The sequence below is a fragment of the Pantoea sp. NGS-ED-1003 genome, assembly GCF_000738765.1.
GTDB lineage: Bacteria > Pseudomonadota > Gammaproteobacteria > Enterobacterales > Enterobacteriaceae > Pantoea > Pantoea septica.
Map to the genome: position 1 here is coordinate 370,995 of NZ_JPQA01000002.1, position 22,289 is coordinate 393,283.

Sequence of the window (22,289 nt, forward strand, 5' to 3'; positions counted from 1 at the left end):
ACTAACCATACTGGAGATGCGCAATGAGCAAACTTCTCGACCGCTTCCGCTATTTCAAACAGAAAGGCGACAGCTTCGCAGAGGGGCACGGTCAGGTCTATAACACCAACCGCGACTGGGAAGAGAGTTACCGGCAGCGCTGGCAATATGACAAAATCGTGCGTTCCACCCACGGCGTAAACTGCACCGGCTCCTGCAGCTGGAAGATCTACGTTAAAAACGGCCTGGTCACCTGGGAGACGCAGCAGACCGACTATCCGCGCACGCGTCCCGACCTGCCTAATCACGAGCCGCGCGGCTGCCCGCGCGGCGCGAGCTACTCGTGGTATCTCTACAGCGCCAACCGGCTGAAATATCCGCTGGTGCGCAAGGTGCTGCTGGAGATGTGGCGCGAGGCGCGGGCGCAGCACAGCGATCCGGTCGACGCCTGGAACGCCATTATGGCGGATAGCGAAAAGAGTAAGACCTATAAATCACAGCGCGGCCGTGGCGGTTTCGTGCGCGCCAGCTGGCAAGAGCTGAACCCGCTGATCGCCGCCGCCAACATCTGGACTATCAAAAACTACGGCCCCGACCGTATTGCCGGCTTCTCGCCGATCCCGGCCATGTCGATGGTTTCCTATGCGGCAGGCACGCGCTATCTGTCGCTGATCGGCGGCACCTGCCTGAGCTTTTACGACTGGTATTGCGATCTGCCGCCCGCCTCGCCGATGACCTGGGGCGAGCAGACCGACGTGCCGGAATCCGCCGACTGGTACAACTCCAACTACATTATCGCCTGGGGCTCCAACGTGCCGCAGACGCGTACCCCAGACGCCCACTTCTTTACCGAAGTGCGCTACAAAGGCACCAAAACGGTCGCGATCACGCCGGACTATTCAGAAGTGGCCAAGCTGTGCGACCAGTGGCTGGCACCGAAGCAGGGCACCGACAGCGCGCTGGCGATGGCGATGGGCCACGTCATCCTGAACGAGTTTCACCTGAAAAACCCCAGCGACTACTTCCTTAACTACGCGCGTCATTACACCGACATGCCGATGCTGGTGCTGCTTGAGCCGCGCGAAGACGGCAGCTATGTGCCCGGACGACAGCTGCGCGCGGCGGATCTGGCCGATAACCTGGGCGAAGAGAATAATCCGCAGTGGAAAACCGTCGCCTATAACCAGGAGGGCGAACTGGTTGCGCCGAACGGTTCCATCGGCTTCCGCTGGGGCGAAAAGGGCAAATGGAACCTCGAACCGAAAGCGGCAGGCACGCCGACGCAGCTGACGCTCTCGCTGCTCGACCGGCGCGATGCGGTGATGGATGTCGCCTTTCCTTACTTTGGCGGCATTGAGAACCCGCATTTCCGTCATGTGAAGCAGGAAGAGGTGCTGCTGCATAAAGTGCCGGTGAAAATGCTGACGCTGGCCGACGGCCGCGAGCTGCCGGTCGCCTCGGTTTACGATTTAACGCTGGCCCACTACGGGCTCGACCGCGGTCTCGAAGATGCCAACTGCGCGCGCGACTACAGCGAAGTGCGCGCCTATTCGCCCGCCTGGGCGGAGCAGATTTGCGGCGTGCCGCGCAGCCAGATTGAAAAAATCGCGCGCGAATTCGGCGAAACGGCGCACAAAACGCATGGCCGCTCGATGATTATCGTCGGCGCCGGCATGAACCACTGGTATCACATGGACATGAACTACCGTGGGCTGATCAATATGCTGGTGTTCTGCGGCTGCGTCGGTCAGACCGGCGGCGGCTGGGCGCACTATGTCGGTCAGGAGAAGTTGCGTCCGCAAACCGGCTGGACGCCGCTGGCCTTCGCGCTGGACTGGAACCGTCCGCCGCGCCAGATGAACAGTACTTCGTACTTTTATAACCATGCCAGCCAGTGGCGCTTCGAGAAGCTGCAGGTCAGCGAACTGCTGTCGCCGCTCGCCGACGCCAGCCAGTTCAGCGGCCAGCTGATCGACTTCAACGTGCGCGCCGAACGCATGGGCTGGCTGCCATCCTCGCCGCAGCTCGGCATTAACCCGCTGCGCATCGCCGAAGAGGCGAAACGCGCAGGCCAGTCCGAGCAGGCGTGGACCGTTGAGGCGCTGAAGTCCGGCAAGCTGCGCATGGCGTGCGAAGATCCCGATAACGGCGGCAACCATCCGCGCAACATGTTTATCTGGCGCTCGAACCTGCTCGGCTCCTCGGGCAAAGGGCACGAGTATATGCTGCGCTATCTGCTCGGCACCGAGAGCGGCATTCAGGGCGAACCGATCAGCGATGAGCAGGATCGCCCGGAAGAGCTGGAGTGGCGCGGCGAAGCGCTGGAAGGCAAGCTCGACCTGCTGGTGACGCTCGATTTCCGCATGTCCAGCACCTGTCTCTTCTCCGATATCGTGCTGCCGACCGCCACCTGGTATGAGAAAGACGATATGAATACCTCGGATATGCATCCGTTTATTCATCCGCTTTCCGCCGCGGTCGATCCCGCCTGGGAATCCAAAAGCGACTGGGAAATTTATAAAGGCATCGCGAAAACCTTCTCAGAACTCTGCGTCGGCCATCTCGGCGAGGAAACCGACGTGGTGCTGCAGCCGCTGCAGCACGACTCTCCCGGCGAACTGGCGGCAGGCGAGGTGCGCGACTGGAAAAAAGGCGAATGCGATCTGATCCCCGGCCAGACCGCGCCGCAGATTATCAGCGTGCAGCGCGACTATCCCGCCGTCTATGAACGCTTTACCTCGGTTGGACCGCTGCTGGAGAAACTGGGCAACGGCGGCAAAGGCATCAGCTGGAACACCGATAAGGAGGTCGACCTGCTGCGCCGTCTGAACTACACCAAAGCAGATGGCGTCGCCAAAGGTCAGCCGATGATCAACAGCGCTATCGACGCCGCCGAAGTGATTCTGACGCTGGCGCCGGAAACCAACGGTCAGGTGGCGGTGAAAGCCTGGCAGGCGCTGGGCGAATTCACCGGCCGCGACCATACGCATCTGGCGCGACCGAAGGAAGAGGAGAAGATCCGCTTCCGCGATATTCAGGCGCAGCCGCGCAAAATCATCTCCAGCCCGACCTGGTCAGGTCTGGAAGATGAACATGTCTCCTATAACGCCGGCTACACCAACGTGCATGAGCTGATCCCATGGCGCACGCTCTCCGGCCGCCAGCAGCTCTATCAGGATCACCCCTGGATGCGCGCCTTCGGCGAAGCGTTCTGCGCCTACCGGCCGCCGGTCGATACGCGCAGCGTGCAGAACCTGGAGCATATTCCCTCTAACGGTTTCCCGGAGAAGGCGCTCAACTTCCTGACGCCGCACCAGAAATGGGGCATTCACTCTACCTACAGCGAAAACCTGCTGATGCTGACCCTTTCGCGCGGCGGTCCTATCGTCTGGATGAGTGAAACCGACGCCAAAGAGCTGGGTATCGAAGATAACGACTGGATTGAGGTGTTCAACGCCAACGGCGCGCTGACGGCGCGCGCGGTAGTCAGCCAGCGCGTTCCGGCGGGCATGACCATGATGTATCACGCGCAGGAACGTCTGATGAACATTCCGGGTTCAGAGATAACCGGCCAGCGCGGCGGCATCCATAACTCGGTCACGCGCGCCTGCCCGAAACCGACGCATATGATCGGCGGCTACGCCCAGCTGGCGTACGGCTTCAACTACTACGGCACCGTCGGCTCTAACCGCGACGAATTTATCATGGTACGCAAGATGAACAAGGTGAACTGGCTGGATGACGAAGGCCGCGATCAGGTACAGGAGGCGACAAAATGAAAATCCGCTCTCAGGTCGGCATGGTGTTGAACCTCGATAAGTGTATCGGCTGTCATACCTGTTCCGTCACCTGTAAAAACGTCTGGACCAGCCGCGAAGGGATGGAATACGCCTGGTTCAATAACGTAGAAAGCAAACCCGGCGTCGGCTATCCCCACGCCTGGGAAGATCAGGAAAAATGGCGCGGCGGCTGGATCCGCAATATCAAGGGACGGCTGGTGCCGCGCCTCGGCAGTCGCTCTTCGGTGATGATGAAAATCTTCGCCAACCCGGTGGTGCCGGGCATCGACGACTACTACGAGCCTTTTACCTTCGACTATCAGCATCTGCACACCGCTAAAGCGGGTAAGAGCCAGCCGACGGCGCGCCCGCGCTCGCTGATCAGCGGCCAGCGCATGGACAAAATCAACGGCGGCCCAAACTGGGAAGAGATCCTCGGCGGCGAGTTCAGCAAGCGTTCGGCGGATAAAAACTTCGACGCGATGCAGAAGGAGATGTACGGCCAGTTCGAAAACACCTTCATGATGTATCTGCCGCGCCTGTGCGAGCACTGTCTCAATCCCGCCTGTGCGGCCACCTGTCCGAGCGGCGCCATCTACAAGCGCGAAGAGGACGGCATCGTCCTGATCGATCAGGACAAGTGCCGCGGCTGGCGCCTGTGCGTCAGCGGCTGCCCATACAAAAAGATCTACTTCAACTGGAAAAGCGGCAAGTCGGAGAAGTGCATCTTCTGCTATCCGCGCATCGAATCGGGCATGCCGACGGTCTGTTCGGAAACCTGCGTTGGCCGTATCCGTTACCTTGGCGTGCTGCTCTATGACGCCGATAAAATCGCCGAAGCGGCCAGCACCGAGCATGAAACCGATCTCTACCAGCGCCAGTGCGACGTTTTCCTCGATCCCCGCGATCCGAAAGTGATTGAAGAGGCGCTGAAGCAGGGCATTCCGCAAAGCGTTATCGACGCCGCGCAGGCGTCGCCGGTGTGGAAGCTGGCGATGGACTGGAAGCTGGCGCTTCCGCTGCATCCGGAATATCGCACGCTGCCGATGGTCTGGTATGTGCCGCCGCTGTCGCCGATTCAGTCGGTGGTCGACGCGGGCGGGCTGGTGTCGCAGAGCAGCGTGCTGCCGGACGTGGAAAGCCTGCGTATTCCGGTGCAGTACCTGGCCAACCTGCTGACTGCTGGCGACACCGCGCCGGTGCTGCGCGCGCTGAAGCGCATGATGGCAATGCGCCACTATAAACGCGCGCAGAACGTCGACGGGGTCACCGATACCCGCGCTATCGACGAGGTGGGCCTGAGCGAAGCGCAGGTCGAGGAGATGTATCGCTATCTGGCGATCGCCAACTACGAAGACCGTTTCGTGATCCCGAGCAGCCATCGCGAGCTGGCGCGCGAGGCCTTCCCGGAACGCAACGGTTGCGGCTTTACCTTTGGCGACGGCTGCCACGGCAACGACACCAAATTCAACCTGTTCAACAGCCGCCGTATCGACGCGATCAATATCGGCGACAACGCGGGAGGCGAATAATGGCGCTGATTAAAGTAGTTGCCCTGCTGCTGGAGTATCCCGACGAGACGCTCTGGGAGCATCAGGATGAGCTGCGCGAGCGGGTCAGCGCGCAGCATCCCGCGCTGCTGCCTTTTATCGACCGCTACTTCGGCACGCCGCCGCTCGATATGCAGGCGGAATGGTGCGCGCTGTTCGAACGCGGCCGCGCCACGTCGCTGCTGCTGTTCGAGCATGTGCACGCGGAGTCGCGCGATCGCGGTCAGGCGATGGTCGATCTGATGGCGCAGTATGAGCGCGCCGGACTGGAGCTGAACTGCCGCGAACTGCCGGACTATCTGCCGCTCTATCTGGAATACCTCAGCATGCAGCCGGAAGCGGAGGCGCAGCAGGGCCTGCTGGACGTGGCGCCGATTCTGGCGCTGATTGGCGGCCGTCTAAAAGAGCGCGGCAGCGACTTTAGCGATCTGTTCGACACGCTGCTGAAGGTAGCAAACAGTCCGCTGAGCAGCGAAAGCGTGGCGGTGCAGGTCGCCAGCGAGACGCGCGACGATACCCCGGCCGCCATGGATGCGGTCTGGGAGGAGGAACAGGTGAAGTTTATCGACGACAGCGCCTGCGACAGCTCGGCGCAACAGCAACATCAGCGGCGCTTCTGCCACGACACCGCGCCGCAATATCTCGATCTCTCCGCTGGAGGAACAGCCTGATGCACTATTTAAACGTGTTGTTCTTTGATATCTATCCCTACCTGTGCGGCACCGTGTTCCTGATAGGGAGCTGGCTGCGTTACGACTATGGCCAGTACACCTGGCGCGCCTCATCCAGCCAGATGCTGGACAAAAAAGGCATGCGCTTCGCGTCGAACGTGTTTCATATCGGCATTCTCGGCATCTTCTTCGGCCATCTGTTCGGTCTGCTGACGCCGCACTGGATGTATGAACCGTTCCTCGCTATCGCCACCAAGCAGAAAATCGCTATGGGCGCGGGCGGCGTGTTCGGCATCATGACGCTGGTCGGCGGCTTCCTGCTGCTGAAGCGTCGTCTGCTTAACCCGCGCATTCGCGCCACCTCGACGCGCGCCGATATTGTTATCCTCGGCATTCTGGTGGTGCAGTGCACGCTGGGCCTGACGTCGATTCTCTTCTCCATGCATCACCTCGACGGGGTGGGCATGATGAAGCTGGTGGGCTGGGCGCAGGCGATCGTGACTTTCCAGGGCAACGCTTCGCGCTGGCTGGATGGGGTAGAGTGGATTTACCGCGTGCACCTGATCCTCGGCATGACCATTTTCCTGGTGTTTCCGTTCACGCGGCTGGTTCACGTCTGGAGCGCGCCGGTGGAATATTTTACCCGCCGTTACCAGGTGGTGCGTGCCCGTCGCTGATGCTTCCTTCTGCGCCAGCCCAGCCTGAGGCTGGCGCACTTTTGCTCCCGCCGCTGATTGACTTTTCCGTAACACTGTCACGTCTTTACAGTAACTGAAGCAACACCGCTTTGTTTAAGTTACTTAACATTTTTATTAACTCTTTTAGATTAGGCCCTGTGACAAGGATCGCATTTCTCCCTACGCTTAAGCTCAGGTAATAATAAAAAGGTGAAGCGTGCATGTTGATAAAAATGAAGCGAGAGCGATCTCATACGGAAGACCGTTATCTTGCTGTCTGGCTGGCGACGGCGGCCGGTTTGCTGAATGCGATGGCATTAGGCGCGTTTGGTTTTTTTCCCTCTCATATGTCGGGCAATACGTCGCAGCTTTCCAGCGAAGTCAATAACAGCGATCTGCGCGATCTCACCTTTCTCGGCTGTCTGCTGCTGGCCTTCGTCGCGGGCGCGGTAACCGCCCGACTGGCGGTCATCGCCGGTCTGAAACACAATCTGCGCACCATTTTCTGTCAGGTGTTAGTCGCAGAAGGGATTGCGCTGCTGTGTCTCTCGCTGTTTGAGATCTTTTTCTACTCTTCCGGCAATAACCGTGAAGTGCTGGTGCTGCTCGGTTTTCTGATGGGCGTGCATAACTCCACCTCGACGCAATTATCTAACGGGCGCGTGCGCGCAACGCATATCACCGGCACGCTGACCGATGCCGGCATTTCGCTCGCCTCGGTCATCAGCGCCATGCTGCGCCGCGACCCGTCGAAAAATGCGCATGCGCAAAAGAAGCAGCTCAAAACGCACCTGACGACGATTTTCTCTTTTCTCGGCGGCGGCATTGCCGGGCTCTGGCTGTTTCGCGTGGCGGGTTTTCACGCCATGGCGGCGCTGAGCGCGGTGCTGATTCTGCTGGCGGTGACGTCGATGGCGTTGACGCTGATGAGGGTAAGGCGAACATCGATGGTTCATGCGCGCGATGTTAAATGATTAACTAACTATAAAATTGTATAGCGATACCTTTTCTTAATGTGGTCATTTCAATAGAGGCCAATAATTTTCAGGAAAGTCTATCGCTATCCGAATCGTTCATTAATACCGTCTTATTTACCCTTAACAATCTATTTATGGATTTAAATAAGACATAACCGTCTGCTAAAAAATAAAACCTGTAAAATTACTGTAAAAAACACGCAAGACTTGAGTATTTATTCAACATGGATGCCAGAATAAAACCCCGATTTCAGGCATTGCCCCTTATCAATACAGCCTTGAGATGCCTGGACATTAACAGAATATAAAGCAAAAAATTTGGGTCAGGTCACGATTAATGTATTATGCCAATGCGTATGGACACCTGTTTTATGAGGGATTATGGCAAAGGGATTTTTTTTGTATCACCTGGATAAAACCACCTGTGGGGGACGCATACTTTCCGGCGCGCCTGACGACACCTACGAAACCGGCGGTATTATCAGGCAGCAGGTCAGGGCTGGCGACCCGGTAACCTGTGGCAAGCATGAGGGACGGTTTCGCGTATGTGGCGGCATGGGAGACACCTATTCGGTCAATGGTGCCGTAAAAGAGTGGGCGGGTTCGCTGGACAGCTACAGCTCCTGCCCGTGTCGCGCCCGGTTTATACCATCCGTCCAGACGTACACCTACGAAAGCGACTGTAACGCCGGTCGTGTCGCAGAACGGGCAGTGACGGCGAAGCGAAAAGCGCGGCAGTCAGAACCGGAACAGCGTGCTCAGCCGGCGAAGAAGAAACGGGAAATTACGCTGACCATCGGCGTGTTCTTCGATGGTACCGGAAACAATGCAGCAAATACCTCCGATCGTCTGGCTGCCTGTACTGGTGAGCATTTTAAAATGAATGATGCGGACGCCCGCTCTGCTCAGGTTCAGTGTGTTCGTTTAAAATACGGCTACAGCAATACGGCAGCTGGCAGTCATCTTGGTTATTATACCAACGTCTACTGGCTCAATACTTTATATAACCAGGACATTCCGCCCGCTGAAGGAGAAGGGCAGCAGGCTATTTATATCGAAGGTATTGGCACGGAATATGGTAAGGGCGACAGCACTTTCGGGATAATAACCGGCCGAGGTGATACCGGCGTAATCCAGAAGACCAACATGGCGGTGGCAATGCTAGCTGAGGCCATTAGCGGGTATCTGGCTAAATATAGCGATGCTCGTTCCAGCGTAATTAAAGAGCTTCAGTTCGATATTTTTGGCTTCAGCCGTGGAGCGGCTGCGGCGAGACATTTTGCCAACAGGATATTCCGTCAGGACAGCGGGATTATCATGGCGATTCAATCCGGGCTGAGTGGTACCGAATATGCCGGTACGCCCGGCGGTAAAACCCGCTTTCTGGGCTTGTTCGATACGGTGGCGGCCATCGGCACGCCGGTCAACGGCCTGAATCCCCACAGCGCCGATAGCGGCGATGTCAATCTGGCTCTGCGTCCGGGCGTCGCGGAGAAGGTGTTTCATATCACCGCGCAGCACGAATGTCGGTTCAACTTTGCCCTGAACAGCGTAAAACCGGCGTGGCCGGAGCTGGCTCTGCCCGGCGCGCACTCCGATATCGGCGGCGGTTACAACCCTGACGAGCACGAGGCCTGTTTCCTTACCCGGCCGGTGTTTGAAGCCGTTTCTCTTTCCACGCCCGATACACAAACACGGGTTTACCGACAGACCTGTGAGCAGCTTAAAGCGATGAATGGCTATCCGGCGATAGCGCCGCTGCTGAATGCGGTGGATGTGAATATTGATACCTGGCATGACGACAGGATGGCCGCTGACCGTTACGGCGCTTTGCAGAAACGCAGCGGGGCCGCGCTGGTTATCGACCGGCCGATGCGCAACGACTGGTCGAAGGTGGTACTAAGAGTGATGCTTGATGCTGCACAGGATGCTGGCGTTGTGTTTAAGCCTGTCCGAGAAACTAATACAGAGCTTAAATTCCATTCAGAACTCAACAGAGTATGCGAAAAAGCAATTATGATGGGACGTGCGGTTCGCAGCGGTCGGACTGCTCCCGGCTTTACAACGCCTGAAATTCTGATGCTGGCCAAAAAATATATCCACTGCTCGGCTAACTGGAACAGCGTGATGAGGGATAGACAAGGGAAGATAAGCGGCGCGGTCAGCCCGGCAAAACTGGTGGCGTTCACAAATCGACCAGACGAACGCTGGCAGCGTACGGTTTACGATATGGAAGGAAATAAAATATGGAAATAACGCATCTGGCCGGATTGTTTACAGTATTCGTTCTGACGGCCTGCCACGGTAGTGACCAGGCCGATACATCCGGCAAAAGCAATGTGCCGACAGAGTGGAAATTTAACTTTTTCACGCCAAAGGCGCTCCCTGCAAAGGTGACATTCGCCGTTATTCTTGATGCTGACGGTGGAGTATCCCGGTTTATTACGTTGAACAGTACCCCGGATATGCCTAACGTTACAGGGGAATGGAACGATCGTGATCGGGCACCAGGAGGACACTGGAATCGCGTCAAATCTCCCCCAAAGCAATTTTTCTTCTGCTGGGACTCGGTGATAGATAAAAAGGTTTATGAAACCTACCTGACCCTGCCTGACGACATGGTGGAAAAGATGCGTAGCCCCAGCGGGAAAAGTGATCCCTATCATAACACCTACGACACCGTGCAAATTGGTCTGGCTCCGGAAGGCAAAGTTGCTGTCTGGTTGGAGGGGATAGGGTTTGAGACTAATTACCGCGTAATGCCGTCAGATCTAACTACTCTCTCCGGGGATCAATTGCAGATTTGCAAAGGGGTCACCAGGAGTGATTTCTCTTATGGGTATGACAAAGACATAAAAGATTTTATTAAGGGGAAGGTTTATCCGTATGGAATCTGGTAACCCATCTTTTAAAGCCAGGGATCAACTCAGAATACTTTAAGGCTGCCTGGTGAATCATTGGGCGTTTTTTACACTGATTTGTATCATTTAGCAGGCGTCTGCGTTGCCTGCTCCGCATAGCGACAATAAAAAAGCCGGTAACTGGGTTACCGGCTTTTTTTGCGTCTCAGACCGTTAGCCTACCAGCGGCTTCGCGGTTTTCTCAACCAGCGCCAGCAGGACTTTTACATCTTCCAGCGTCACGGTCGGGTTAAGCAGCGTCAGCTTCAGGCAGGTCACGCCGTTGTGCTCGGTCACGCCGACGTTGGCGCGGCCCGATTCCAGCAGCGCGTCGCCGATGCGCTGGTTCAGCAGCGCGGTTTCCGCCAGATCGTGACAGCCGCTTTCCGGGTGGAAGCGGAAGAGCACGCTCGCCAGCTGCGGCTTCATCACCAGCTCCAGCAGCGGATGGGCGCTGATATATTTCGCGACCTGCTGGGCGAGGGTGACGCCGTGATCGATGATCGCCGCGTACTGTTTCTGCCCCAGCGCTTCCAGACCCATCCACAGTTTCAGCGCGTCGAAACGGCGCGTGGTCTGCAGCGATTTGGACACTAGGTTCGGCACGCCCGCCTCTTCGTCGAACTCAGAGTTCAGGTACGCCGCCTGATAACGCATCAGCTCGTAGTTCGCCGCGTCTTTCAGCAGGAACGCGCCGCAGCTGATGGTCTGGAAATATTGCTTATGGAAGTCCAGGGTGACGGAATCCACCAGCTCAAGGCCGTCCAGATAGTCGCGATATTTCTCCGACAGCAGCAGCGCGCCGCCCCATGCCGCATCGACGTGCACCCAGATATTATTCTGGGCCGCCAGCGCGGCGATGTCGCGCAGCGGATCGATAGCGCCGGCGTCGGTGGTGCCTGCGGTAGCGACAATCGCCAGGATCTGATCGCCGTTGGCTTTCGCCTGGGCGATCTTCTCTGCCAGATCGGTGACGTCCATACGGGCATATTCGTCGGTTTTCACCTGGGTCACGCACTGGTAGCCCAGGCCGAGCAGCGCCATATTCTTCTGTACGGAGAAGTGGGCGTTTTCGGAGCAGAAGACCTTCAGCTTACGCAGGTCGCCCACCAGGCCATCCTGCTGAACAGAGTGGCCCTGACGCGCAAAGAACGCGTCGCGCGCCAGCATCAGGCCCATCAGGTTGCTCTGAGTGCCGCCGCTGGTGAACACGCCCGCGTCACCCGCTTCATAGCCGACCTGGGCGCGCAGCCACTCGATCAGCTTCATCTCGATGATGGTCGCCGACGGGCTCTGATCCCAGGAGTCCATGCTTTGGTTGGTAGCGTTGATCAGCACTTCCGCCGCCTGGCTTACCACCAGGCTCGGGCAGTGAAGATGCGCCACGCACTGCGGGTGATGCACCGCCAGGCTATCTTTGAGGAAGAACTCGACCGCGCGCTCGATGGCGGCCTGGTTGCCCAGGCCGGTCGGATTGAAGTCCAGCGCAATACGCTCGCGCAGTTCCGCGACGGTTTTGCCCTGATACATTTCAGGCTGCTTCAGCCATTCGACGACGGCTTTGCTGCTCTGCTCGATAACCTGCTGATAGGCTTCGATGCTCTGCGCCGAGCCCGCCAGGATCGGATTTAATTCAGACATGATCGCATTCCGCTCCACTTAAACCGGCTGCACGCCAGCGGCCAGCAGCGCCTGCTCGAACTTGTCGAGGAACACTTCCAGCTCCTGGTTGGTGATCAGCAGGGAAGGCAGCAGACGCAGCACGCAGCCGTGACGGCCGCCGCGCTCGAGGATCAGGCCCGCTTCAAAGCACTTCTTCTGCAGCAGCGCAGAGAGGTCGCCGTCCGCCGGATAGCAGCCCAGCTGATCTTTAGCTTCATTCGGCTTGACGATCTCGATGCCGATCATCAGGCCCAGGCCGCGTACGTGACCGATAACCGGGAAGCGCTGTTGCATCTCGGCCAGTTTGCCTTTCAGCCACTCGCCTTGCTGCGCCACTTTGTCGGCGATGTTCTGCTCTTTAAGGATCTTCAGCGTGGTGAGGCCGGTGGCCATCGCCAGCTGGTTGCCGCGGAAGGTGCCGGTATGGTGACCCGGCGCCCAGGCGTCGAACTGCTTTTTAATGCCCAGCACGGCAAGCGGCAGGCCGCCGCCAACGGCTTTCGACATCACGATAATGTCTGGCTGAATGCCGGCGTGCTCGAAGGCGAAGAATTTGCCGGTACGCGCGAAGCCCGCCTGCACTTCGTCGATGATCAGCAGAATGCCGTGCTCTTCGGTCACTTTACGGATGCGCTGCAGCCACTCGGCCGGCGCCGGGTTCACGCCGCCTTCGCCCTGAACCGCTTCCAGGATCACCGCCGCAGGTTTGCGTACGCCGCTTTCCACGTCATTGATCAGATTTTCGAAGTAGTAGGTCAGCGCTTTCACGCCCGCTTCGCCGCCAATGCCCAGCGGGCAGCGGTAGAGGTGCGGGTAAGGCATAAACTGGACTTCCGGCATCATGCCGTTGACCGCTTCTTTCGGCGACAGGTTGCCGGTGACGGAGAGCGCGCCGTGAGTCATGCCGTGGTAGCCGCCGGAGAAGGCGATAACGCCTGAACGGCCGGTGGCTTTTTTCGCCAGCTTGATCGCCGCTTCAACCGCGTCCGCGCCGGACGGACCTGTGAACTGCAGTTTGTACTCTTTGCCCTGGCCAGGCAGCAGCGACAGCAGGTATTCAGAGAACGCATCTTTTAAAGGCGTCGTCAGATCGAGAGTATGTAACGGCAAGCCGCTGGTAATGACATTTTGGATGCTCTGCAACACGTCAGGATGATTATGACCCAGCGCCAGCGTGCCCGCGCCTGCCAGGCAGTCGAGGTACTCTTTATTGTCGGCGTCGGTGATCCATACGCCTTTCGCCTGGGTGATCGCTAACGGTAACTTGCGGGGATAACTTCTGACGTTTGATTCGAACTCAGCCTGACGGGCCAAATAGGTTTCATTGTTTGCGTTTGAAGTGGCATCTAAAGAATCAATACGGACTTTATCCGTCATCATATCTCTCCTACAACCGGGGCAATCGACTGTGCCGCAGTTGAATGAATGTTAAAAATTCGGGTTACCTGATTTTAGGCGCGGCCAATATAGAGCTTTTGCGATTCGGGCTCAATCTTTTATTTTGTTTAGATTTGTTCGCGTTTATTTATAACTAACTTTTCCTGCCTTACGACCTGACCGTAGAGCATGCGCGCGCCTGATGACGCCTGTGTTAAGAAGGTGTGAAGGCTCGACGCAGCCGGTGAGCTTAACCGCAGTGAAAACGCTAACCGAAGAAGAAACAGGCAATTAAAGCCCTTTTTTGTTGACGTATTAAACAAACGACTCGATAAAAATTATCACGCCGTAAATTAATCCGCAGCGCGAAGGTTAAGTTATATAAAAGGCTTAACCTTACGTGCGGGAAACATATTTAAACCAAATTGTTTAAACCAGGAATTTTTAGCGCAGCAGCGAGGGAAGCAGCGCAGCGGATACGGCATCATGCAGCAGGCGCTGCGCCTGCGCATCCAGGCTGCGGTTCTGCCACAGCGTAATCCCGATACAGCCTGCTGCAGGCAGCGTCCCGTCGACGATATGCAGGTTACGCGGCAGCCCGATGGGCGAGCGCAGCGTGATGCCAAGGCCCGCCTGCACGGCCGCCCAGGCTCGGGCTGGTAAAGACCACGCGCCACGGAATCCCTGCCTGATCCAGCGCGGCGATGGCGCGGGATCGCATCTGGCAGGGCGCGTCAAACATCACCAGCGGTAAAGGTTCGCCGCCCGCCAGCAGCGTCCTGAGTTCTTTCTGCGGCGAGGCTATCCACACCAGCGGACACTCCCCCAGGTAATCGCTCTCGTCGAGCGCCTGCTCGGGCTGCCACAGCAGCGCAATATCCACCTGCTTCTCTATCGCCGCCTGACGCAGAGCGCGGTTGCGCTCTATGCGCGCCGTGATGTTAAGTCCCGGATGCTGACCAGCGAGCTGGCTGAGCAGCGCGGGCATTAGCGATTCGCCAAAATCTTCCTGCATGCCGATACGCAGCTCGCCTTGCAGCAGTTCGCCGCGCACGGCGCGCTGCGCTTCGTCGTTGAGCGCCAGCAGGCGGCGCGCGTAGCTCAGCAATATTTCGCCAGCGGGCGTCAGCGCCAGCTTGCGCCCCTGTTTCACTACCAGTTCGGCGCCGCACTGCGCTTCCAGCTTTTTGAGCTGAGCGCTGACGGCGGAGGTCGATCGACAGAGCCGCTGGGCGGCGAGCGCAAAGCTGTCGCATTCGATGCCCGTCACGAAGCTGCGCAGCGCATCCATATCGAGAGAAACCGGGAGCCTGTTCATATCATCCTGTTTTTCGGGATTGGGCGTACTGAATAATTTGATTTTCAGGATAGTAGCAGAGGACGAGACTGAGGGTCAGCGATAAATAAAGAGGAACCATGATGAGCAACACACTCGACAAAGAAACCCTTCAGCAGGCGTCGCCAAAGCTGGCGGAGATCACCAATAGCCTGCTGTTTGGCGATATCTGGCAGCGCGACATTCTGACGCCGCGCGAACGCAGCCTGATCACCCTGGCATGTCTGGCCGCGCTGGGACGCGAGAAACAGCTCGGCTGGCATATGCGCTTCGCCGCTGAAAACGGCCTGAGCCGCAGCGAACTCAGCGAAGTCTTTACCCATCTGGCTTTTTATGCCGGCTGGCCTGCCGCCGTGACCGCGCTGCACTATCTGCCTGAAAGCGATTTGCCAAAGGAGGAAAGCCCATGCCGCTGACCCGCATCACGCTGCACGAGCAGACCAGCGAGGCGCGTATCGCGCAGATTTCCGACATCCTGCACCGTACGCTGGTAGAGACCTTCGACGTCCCGGCGCATGACCGGTTTCAGATAGTAGAGAAACTGCCCGCAGCGCAGCGCATTTATGACCCGCACTATCTGAGCGGCAGGCGCAGCGACGATTTCATCCTCTTTACGCTGCTTGCCGGCAAGCCGCGCTCGGCGGCGCAGAAATCAGCGTTCTGCCGCACGCTGACACAGCGGCTGGCCGCACAGTTGGCTGTCCGGCCCGCTGACGTGATGGTGGTGATCCAGTTCAACACCGCAGGCGACTGGAGCTTTAGCAACGGCGAAATGCTCGTCGGGGAGGCGTTATGATCCTGATGCACTATCGCTTTACGCTGCCTGCCGATTACGACATGGCGATTATCGAACGGCGCATCGCGGAAAACGGCGCAAAGCTCGACGGCTTTCCCGACCTCATATTCAAGGCCTACCTTTATGCGCGACGCGACGAGGGCGCGAGGGCGAACAGCTACGCGCCGCTCTATCTCTGGCGCGACAGCGCCGGAATGATTCGCTTTTTGCAGAGCGCCGGCTTCGCCAGGCTGACGCAGGATTTCGGCTGGCCAGTGATTCAAAGCTGGCTGGGCGTGAAAATGCCGTCGATGGCGACGCTGCGCGACGCGCGCTTTGCGGCGCTGCATTACAGGCCGATTGCGCCCTATAGCGATCTCGCCGCGCTAAACCTCGAGGCGGCGCTGGTCGGCTGGGATATTTCGGCCCAGTCGCTGCTTCAGGTCGATTTCGCCGCTGCTGAAGGGCTGTCGGGAGAGGGCTATCGTATCGGCTATCTCGCTCTCGGTGAACCTGCTATGCGAGACGCGGTAACATCCTGAAAGAATAAATTTAACATCTTTGGTCCCGCCGCCGCCGCACTCAGGATCTGCTCGCCTACGCTAAAAAGGATAAGCACTGGAGAGCAACGTCGTATGAAAAAACAAAACAGTAATATTGGTATTGCGCCTTATGGCGGTTCGGCAGGCGGCTGGGGCGCGCTCAAAGCGGTAGCGGATGCGATTCGCGGCCAGATGTCGGTTAAGCAGGATGTTATCGCGCTGTTCAAGGTCAACCAGCCTGAAGGGTTCGACTGCCCAGGCTGCGCCTGGCCCGATCCGCAGCACCGCTCCTCGTTTGAATTTTGCGAAAACGGCGCCAAAGCCGTTTCCTGGGAAGCGACCAGCAAACGCACCACGCCGGAGTTTTTCGCCGCGCACACCGTCAGCGAACTCTGGCAGCGCAACGCCCTGGAACTGGAAGGCGAAGGGCGCCTGACCCACCCGATGAAATATGACGCGGCGAGCGATACCTATCAGCCCATCGAATGGGAGACGGCGCTCAACGAGATCGGCGCGCTGCTGCGCAGCTATGAGGATCCCGACAGCGTCGAATTCTATACCTCCGGCCGCGCCTCTAACGAAGCCGCCTTTCTCTGGCAGCTCTTCGCGCGCGAATACGGCACTAATAACTTTCCCGACTGCTCCAATATGTGCCACGAACCGACCAGCGTCGGCCTGCCGCAGTCGATCGGCGTAGGCAAGGGTACGGTCGAGCTGGAGGACTTCGATCACTGCGATCTGGTGCTCTGCATCGGCCACAATCCCGGCACCAACCATCCGCGCATGCTGGCGACGCTGCGCGACGTCTCGAAGCGCGGCAAAACCATCGTGGCGATCAATCCGCTGCGCGAGCGCGGCCTGGAGCGCTTTACCTCGCCGCAAAGCCCAATTGAGATGCTGTCGATGGGTTCGACGCAGCTGGCGTCCACCTATTACAAAGTGCGCGTCGGCGGCGACGCGGCGATGCTGAAGGGCGTGATGAAGTCTCTGCTGTCGATGCATGAAAAAGCGCTGGCGGCGGGCGAGCCGGGCGTGATCGACGAAAGCTTTATCAACGAACATACCGAAGGGTTCGCCGCGCTGAAGGCGGATCTTGAGGCGACCGAATGGCCGCATATTCTGAAAGTTTCCGGCATGACGCTCGAAGAGATTCAAAATATCGCTCATCTGTACGCCGCGTCGGACAGCACCATTATTTGCTACGGCATGGGCATTACCCAGCACCAGTACGGCACCCAGAACGTGCAGCAGATCGCCAACCTGCTGCTGATGCGCGGCAATATCGGCAAGCGCGGCGCGGGCATCTGTCCGTTACGCGGTCACTCCAACGTACAGGGCGATCGCACCGTCGGCATCACCGAAATTCCGCCGCAGTGGATGCTGGACAATATTGAAAAGGTATTTGGCTTTAAGCCGCCGCAGAAGCATGGTCACGGCGCGGTGGCGGCGATCCAGGCGATGCGCGACGGTAAAGCCAAAGCGCTGCTCTGCCTGGGCGGCAACCTGGCGGAGGCCATCTCCGATCCGCAGGTGACTTTCGAGGCGATGCGCAAGCTCGATCTGGTGGTGCATATGGCCACCAAGCTTAACCGCTCGCACCTGCTGCTCGGCAAGCATAATTACCTTTTCCCGGTGCTGGGCCGCACCGAAATCGACCGCCAGGCGTCGGGCGAGCAGAGCGTGACGGTAGAGGATTCGATGTCGATGGTGCACGCCTCGCGCGGCACGCTGAAACCCGCCTCGCCACATCTGAAATCGGAGCCGGCGCTGGTGGCCGGGCTGGCGAAAGCCACGCTGCGCAACTCGCGCGTCGACTGGGACAAAATGGTGGGCGACTACAGCTTTATCCGCGACGCCATCGAGGCGGTTTTCCCCGGCTTCGACGATTTCAACAACCGCATCCTGACGCCGGGCGGCTTCCGGTTGCCGGTGGCGGCCGCGCAGCGCAAATGGCTGACGCCGAGCGGCAAGGCGCAGTTCAAGGTGATGCAGGGGATCAATGAAGATCCGCGCTCGCTGGTCTGTCACGATCTGGTGCTGACAACGCTGCGTAGCCATGACCAGTACAACACCACGCTTTATGGCCTGAACGACCGCTATCGCGGCGTCACCGGCCGACGCGACGTGTTGTTTATGGCGGCGGACGAGGCGGAAAAACGCCAGTTCCGCGTTGGCGATAAGGTGAATATGGTGGCGCTCGATCCGCAGGGCAACCGTACCGGACGGCGGCTCGATAACCTGACCGTGGTGGTGTATGACATGGCGCCCGGTTCGGTTGCGGCTTACTACCCCGAGGCCAACGTGATGGTGCCGCTCGACAGCCACGATACCGAAAGCGGCATTCCGGCCTATAAAAGTATCCCGGTAGAGCTGGAGCTGTGCGAGGCGCCTGTAGAAACCTCAGGCGCGCTGCGGTAAAACGGAGTGGGTAAATTCAGGGGCCGCGCTAGCGGCCCTTTTTATTGCCGATATCGTCCAGCACCGCCAGCGCCTCATCCGGCAGCGTCAGCTGCGCCGCCGCCAGGTTTTCGCGCAGATGTTCCGGCGATGAGGTGCCGGGGATCAGGAGAATATTGGGCGAGCGCTGCAGCAGCCAGGCGAGCGCCACCTGCATCGGCGTGGCGTTAAGCTGCTGCGCCACCTGAGTCAGCTGCGTAGACTGCAGCGGCGTAAAACCGCCGAGCGGGAAGAAGGGCACGTAGGGAATGCCCTGGGCGGCGAGCTTGTCAATCAGCGCGTCATCCTCGCGGTTAGCGAGATTATACAGGTTCTGCACGCAGGCGATCTCGGTAAGCTGCTGCGCCTCTTCTACCTGACGCGCGGTGACGTTGCTCAGTCCGATATGGCGGATCACCCCTTGCTCTTTAAGTTCTATCAGCGCCCTAAGCTGCGGTTCAAGCGAGCCTTCCGCCGGCTTTTGCGGATTGATCATGCTACGCAGATTCACCACTTCCAGCACGCCGAGATCGAGGTTGCGCAGGTTATCTTCTACCGCGCTGACCAGCTCGTCCGGCGAAAAAGCGGGCAGCCAGCCGCCTTTCTCATCGCGGCGCGCGCCGACTTTGGTGACGATAATCAAATCTTCCGGGTAGGGATGCAGCGCTTTTTTAATCAGCTGATTCGTCAGGTGCGGGCCGTAAAAATCGCTGGTGTCGATATGACGCACGCCGGCGGCGATGGCGTCGCGCAGCACCTGTATCGCGCGCGCTTCGTCTTTTGGCGGGCCAAAGACGCCGGGGCCGGCAAGCTGCATCGCGCCGTAGCCGACGCGGCCGACCTCATCGTCGCCAAGACGATAGCGAAGGAAAACCTGAGACATAGTAACCTCCTGATGAAAGGGACTCAGTAAGTGTACTCGCTGCGGCCTGATTGCGCGCTGGAAGGGCAGGGAAAGAAAGAAGAGAAGGCGGCCGCTCAGGCGACCGCGGGCAGTTGCGGATAGAGATGATGGACGCGGCGGTCAGGGCCGCAGAGCAGCACGGACTCGCCTTTGTTCAGGCGCGTCAGATAGTGTTCATGCATAAACTCCGTTAAACCTGCTCCGCACCACAGCAGGTGGTGAGGATGCGAGGAGGCAGACGAGTTAATCGCGTCGGCAGACTGCATTTCTACGCAAAACCCCTGGCCGCTGAGCCTGATGGCTTCCAGCCAGATTTCGGTCTGATTTTTTTCGCTGACGTTTTCCAGCAGCAGCGGGACGGCAGCGGTGCGTGCAGCGCTTCGGATTAGGCTTCCGGCGTGGGCGACAATCAGGCTATGAAAGCGCGCCAGTCGGCCGCAGGCGCCTGTACGCGTATCGTCGCGCAGCCATTGATTAAGCGGCAGCAGAAGCCGTAAAACGAAATCATCACCCGCAAAGTTGCTGGCGAGCTTGCGCAACAGAATGGCCAGGGAGCGTTCGCTGCCGAACTCCAGCTGCCAGAGCATATCGCCACGTCGTGCGGCCCAGCCGCCGCTACGTAACGGATTCGCTGTTTCCTGCGCCGTTTTGAGCTCTCTAATCGTTGCGCCGTTACTGGTCATCTCTCGCATGAGCAAGACTTGCTGCAGCTGCGCGTCCGACCACTGGTCTTTACCGACACCTTTGTGGATAAATCCACTGCGGTACCAGCGTTTTAGTGTAAAGGAATCGATGCCTGTCAGCGCGCAGACGGTATCAGAGGAGTAGATCATGTGCTGTCCTTAATCGGAGAGCGAATAGCCACCGCGTCGTCCAGTGGATGAATATACAGTCTGAACCTGTAACAGCCAAAATGATACAGCATAAAATAGTGTTTTAATGGGGGTTTGCCTCAACCACTCCAGGTTTCCATACGAATTAGCGAGTTAGCGATAGTGCAAAGAAGTGTGAATATTTTATTTAAAATGCACTTTTTACTATTTTATTTAAAATGCCCTTTTGGAAATCGCACAGTGCTCCGTCTTTTCTGGCCAGTTTGCTGGTGATTGCCCTGACTTGCCAGCCTCTGCTAGCTACATATGCTTAACTTACCTGATGCATTTAAAAAGGCGGTTCATGAGACGTAAAAGGAGAAGCGATCGGGCGATGTCGTTAAATCGCTCGCTGCCCCGAAGCATTGCGATGGCCGGGCTGCTGCTGACGCTGGCAGTGACCGGGCTTAACCTCTGGACGATGCGTGAAGCCTGGCGCGATACCCTGATTCAGTCTGAACAGATGGCGGTAAACCTTTCTCTTTCTCAGGCGCGTCAGGCGGACGACACCATATTACAGACGGAGCTGTCGCTACGGGAAGTACAGCATCAGCTAATGAGCGAAATGGCGTCCGGCGTCAACGGCGCCGCCCTTAGCCAGACCATGCAGGAGCTGGCGAGCCGGCTGCCGCAGCTGCATGGGCTGTTCTACTACAATGCGCAGGGCAAGTGGATCGCCACCTCGGCTCAGACCATCCCCAAAGGTATTAACAACGCCGATCGCGAATATTTTCACTACCACCGCATAAACCCGCGCGACAGCGTGCATATCGGCCCGGTGATACGCAGCCGCAGCACCGGCGATCTGGTGATACCGGTGTCGCTGCGAATTAACGACGCCTCCGGCGGCTTCGACGGCGTGCTGCTGGCGACTATCCGCGTCGACTATTTTCGTCACTACTACAGCTACTATGAGCTGGGACCGCAGGATGTGCTGGTGCTGATGCTGGCAGACAGCACGGTACTCTACGCGCGGCCAATGCCGGACAGCTATATCGGCAAAAACCTCTCCTCCAGCCACCTTTTCCAGGCGATGCTTGCCAGTTCCGACAAAGGAAGCGGCCAGTGGCGTGCCGCGCTGGACGGCCAGGCGCGCATTTTCGGCTTTGCCCGCTCCGAGCGTTACGGGCTGGTGGTGGCGGCAGGCTACGATAAACATAATCTGCTAAGAAACTGGATTAAAGGACAGGTAGAGGATGTGCTCCTCGATTTGGCGCTGCTGGCGGGAATTGTGCTGCTTGGCGCCTATATCCTTAGCCAGGCGCGACGCAGCCTGCGCTATCAGCAGGAGCTGACCCGCCTGCGCGACGAGCTGACGGCGGCGAACCTCTCACTGGAGAACCTGGCGCACGCCGATGGCCTGACCGGCCTGGCGAACCGTCGTCAGTTCGACCATTTCCTGCAGCAGAGCCTGCTCGACGCGGCGGAGCACGGCCAGCAGCTGTCGCTAATCCTGATGGATATCGACTATTTCAAACGCTACAACGATACCTATGGCCACGTCGCCGGCGACGCCTGTCTGAAAACGGTCGCCAGCGCGCTAAAAGGGCTAACGCTGCGCAGCGGCGACAAGGTGGCAAGATACGGCGGCGAAGAGTTCGCCATTATTTTACCTGGCGCCACAGGGGCGGATGCGCTGAACATCGCTACCGCGGCGGTGAAGGCGGTGAGCGCGCGCAATATTCCCCATGACTCCTCCTCGATAGCCGCGCACGTCACGCTGAGCGCGGGATGCGCTACCTTTCTGCCCGAAAGCGATCGCCCTGAGCCTAAGGCGCTGATCGAGAAGGCGGACGAAGCGCTTTATCTGGCGAAGCATGGCGGGCGCAACCAGGCGCGGCGCCGCGCCTGA

At 58.4% G+C, this 22,289-nt stretch carries 16 protein-coding genes and 1 pseudogene; 12 read left to right on the forward strand and 5 right to left on the reverse strand.

Features of this window, described 5'->3' with window-relative positions:
* Positions 1-23 precede the first annotated feature (23 nt).
* The 7 genes from JS46_RS05265 to JS46_RS05295 all read left to right on the forward strand — a co-directional run bounded on the left by JS46_RS05265 (position 24) and on the right by JS46_RS05295 (position 10,533).
* Positions 24-3,758 (forward strand): nitrate reductase subunit alpha, encoded by a 3,735-nt coding sequence (locus JS46_RS05265; RefSeq protein WP_033748709.1) that lies wholly within the window; start codon positions 24-26, stop codon positions 3,756-3,758.
* A complete protein-coding gene (narH, locus tag JS46_RS05270) occupies positions 3,755-5,290 on the forward strand; it encodes a nitrate reductase subunit beta (RefSeq protein WP_033748711.1) in 1,536 nt (511 codons plus the stop codon). Before JS46_RS05265 ends, narH begins: the two co-directional genes overlap by 4 nt.
* Entirely contained in the window at positions 5,290-5,979 is a 690-nt protein-coding gene (narJ, locus tag JS46_RS05275; protein WP_033748713.1) for a nitrate reductase molybdenum cofactor assembly chaperone, read from the forward strand. Before narH ends, narJ begins: the two co-directional genes overlap by 1 nt.
* Entirely contained in the window at positions 5,976-6,656 is a 681-nt protein-coding gene (gene narI / locus JS46_RS05280; protein ID WP_152560673.1) for a respiratory nitrate reductase subunit gamma, read from the forward strand. Before narJ ends, narI begins: the two co-directional genes overlap by 4 nt.
* A 221-nt stretch (positions 6,657-6,877) precedes the next feature.
* Positions 6,878-7,630 (forward strand): YoaK family protein, encoded by a 753-nt coding sequence (locus JS46_RS05285; RefSeq protein ID WP_033748717.1) that lies wholly within the window; start codon positions 6,878-6,880, stop codon positions 7,628-7,630.
* Positions 7,631-8,014: 384 nt separating this feature from the next.
* Positions 8,015-9,889, forward strand: a complete 1,875-nt coding sequence (locus tag JS46_RS05290) for a phospholipase effector Tle1 domain-containing protein (RefSeq protein ID WP_033748718.1) — start codon at positions 8,015-8,017, stop codon at positions 9,887-9,889.
* Positions 9,880-10,533 carry a DUF2931 family protein gene (locus JS46_RS05295; RefSeq protein WP_033748720.1) on the forward strand — a complete coding sequence of 218 codons (654 nt, stop codon included), beginning with the start codon at positions 9,880-9,882 and terminating at the stop codon, positions 10,531-10,533. Before JS46_RS05290 ends, JS46_RS05295 begins: the two co-directional genes overlap by 10 nt.
* A 174-nt stretch (positions 10,534-10,707) precedes the next feature.
* Here the strand turns inward: JS46_RS05295 and JS46_RS05300 are convergent, their stop codons facing one another.
* The 3 genes and pseudogenes from JS46_RS05300 to JS46_RS22835 all read right to left on the reverse strand — a co-directional run bounded on the left by JS46_RS05300 (position 10,708) and on the right by JS46_RS22835 (position 14,890).
* Complete coding sequence (locus JS46_RS05300; RefSeq protein WP_033748722.1) at positions 10,708-12,174, reverse strand: aspartate aminotransferase family protein; 1,467 nt, start codon at positions 12,172-12,174, stop codon at positions 10,708-10,710.
* A gap of 18 nt (positions 12,175-12,192) precedes the next feature.
* Positions 12,193-13,575: a diaminobutyrate--2-oxoglutarate transaminase gene (locus JS46_RS05305; protein WP_071997408.1), complete on the reverse strand. Its 1,383-nt coding sequence runs from the start codon at positions 13,573-13,575 to the stop codon at positions 12,193-12,195.
* Between the two features lie 441 nt (positions 13,576-14,016).
* A pseudogene (locus tag JS46_RS22835) lies at positions 14,017-14,890 on the reverse strand (LysR substrate-binding domain-containing protein).
* 101 nt (positions 14,891-14,991) lie between these two features.
* On the opposite strand from JS46_RS22835, the gene JS46_RS05315 reads away from it, so the two are divergent.
* The 4 genes from JS46_RS05315 (at position 14,992) to JS46_RS05330 (ending at position 18,643) form a co-directional block, all read left to right on the forward strand.
* A complete protein-coding gene (locus JS46_RS05315; protein WP_033748725.1) occupies positions 14,992-15,324 on the forward strand; it encodes a carboxymuconolactone decarboxylase family protein in 333 nt (110 codons plus the stop codon).
* Positions 15,315-15,704, forward strand: coding sequence for a tautomerase family protein (locus JS46_RS05320; protein ID WP_033748726.1), 390 nt, complete (start codon positions 15,315-15,317; stop codon positions 15,702-15,704). Before JS46_RS05315 ends, JS46_RS05320 begins: the two co-directional genes overlap by 10 nt.
* Positions 15,701-16,225 carry a DUF4865 family protein gene (locus tag JS46_RS05325; protein WP_033748727.1) on the forward strand — a complete coding sequence of 175 codons (525 nt, stop codon included), beginning with the start codon at positions 15,701-15,703 and terminating at the stop codon, positions 16,223-16,225. The genes JS46_RS05320 and JS46_RS05325 overlap by 4 nt, the downstream gene beginning before the upstream one ends.
* Positions 16,226-16,318: 93 nt before the next feature.
* A complete protein-coding gene (locus tag JS46_RS05330) occupies positions 16,319-18,643 on the forward strand; it encodes an FdhF/YdeP family oxidoreductase (RefSeq protein WP_033748729.1) in 2,325 nt (774 codons plus the stop codon).
* Positions 18,644-18,671: 28 nt separating this feature from the next.
* Here the strand turns inward: JS46_RS05330 and JS46_RS05335 are convergent, their stop codons facing one another.
* Positions 18,672-19,544, reverse strand: a complete 873-nt coding sequence (locus tag JS46_RS05335; RefSeq protein ID WP_033748731.1) for an aldo/keto reductase family oxidoreductase — start codon at positions 19,542-19,544, stop codon at positions 18,672-18,674.
* A 95-nt stretch (positions 19,545-19,639) separates the two neighbouring features.
* Positions 19,640-20,398: a MerR family transcriptional regulator gene (locus JS46_RS05340; RefSeq protein ID WP_033748733.1), complete on the reverse strand. Its 759-nt coding sequence runs from the start codon at positions 20,396-20,398 to the stop codon at positions 19,640-19,642.
* A gap of 343 nt (positions 20,399-20,741) precedes the next feature.
* On the opposite strand from JS46_RS05340, the gene JS46_RS05345 reads away from it, so the two are divergent.
* The gene (locus JS46_RS05345) at positions 20,742-22,289 is read left to right on the forward strand and encodes a sensor domain-containing diguanylate cyclase (RefSeq protein WP_033748734.1); all 1,548 of its coding nucleotides are present in this window, start codon (positions 20,742-20,744) and stop codon (positions 22,287-22,289) included.

Coding starts and splice junctions, on each gene's coding strand:
- JS46_RS05330 (WP_033748729.1), top strand. CDS start 16,319: ATGAAAAAACAAAACAGTAATATTGGTATTGCGCCTTATGGCGGTTCG.
- JS46_RS05345 (WP_033748734.1), top strand. CDS start 20,742: ATGAGACGTAAAAGGAGAAGCGATCGGGCGATGTCGTTAAATCGCTCG.
- JS46_RS05305 (WP_071997408.1), bottom strand. CDS start 13,575: ATGATGACGGATAAAGTCCGTATTGATTCTTTAGATGCCACTTCAAAC.
- JS46_RS05285 (WP_033748717.1), top strand. CDS start 6,878: ATGTTGATAAAAATGAAGCGAGAGCGATCTCATACGGAAGACCGTTAT.
- narJ (WP_033748713.1), top strand. CDS start 5,290: ATGGCGCTGATTAAAGTAGTTGCCCTGCTGCTGGAGTATCCCGACGAG.
- JS46_RS05265 (WP_033748709.1), top strand. CDS start 24: ATGAGCAAACTTCTCGACCGCTTCCGCTATTTCAAACAGAAAGGCGAC.
- JS46_RS05300 (WP_033748722.1), bottom strand. CDS start 12,174: ATGTCTGAATTAAATCCGATCCTGGCGGGCTCGGCGCAGAGCATCGAA.
- narH (WP_033748711.1), top strand. CDS start 3,755: ATGAAAATCCGCTCTCAGGTCGGCATGGTGTTGAACCTCGATAAGTGT.
- JS46_RS05325 (WP_033748727.1), top strand. CDS start 15,701: ATGATCCTGATGCACTATCGCTTTACGCTGCCTGCCGATTACGACATG.
- JS46_RS05295 (WP_033748720.1), top strand. CDS start 9,880: ATGGAAATAACGCATCTGGCCGGATTGTTTACAGTATTCGTTCTGACG.
- JS46_RS05315 (WP_033748725.1), top strand. CDS start 14,992: ATGAGCAACACACTCGACAAAGAAACCCTTCAGCAGGCGTCGCCAAAG.
- JS46_RS05320 (WP_033748726.1), top strand. CDS start 15,315: ATGCCGCTGACCCGCATCACGCTGCACGAGCAGACCAGCGAGGCGCGT.
- JS46_RS05335 (WP_033748731.1), bottom strand. CDS start 19,544: ATGTCTCAGGTTTTCCTTCGCTATCGTCTTGGCGACGATGAGGTCGGC.
- JS46_RS05340 (WP_033748733.1), bottom strand. CDS start 20,398: ATGATCTACTCCTCTGATACCGTCTGCGCGCTGACAGGCATCGATTCC.
- JS46_RS05290 (WP_033748718.1), top strand. CDS start 8,015: ATGGCAAAGGGATTTTTTTTGTATCACCTGGATAAAACCACCTGTGGG.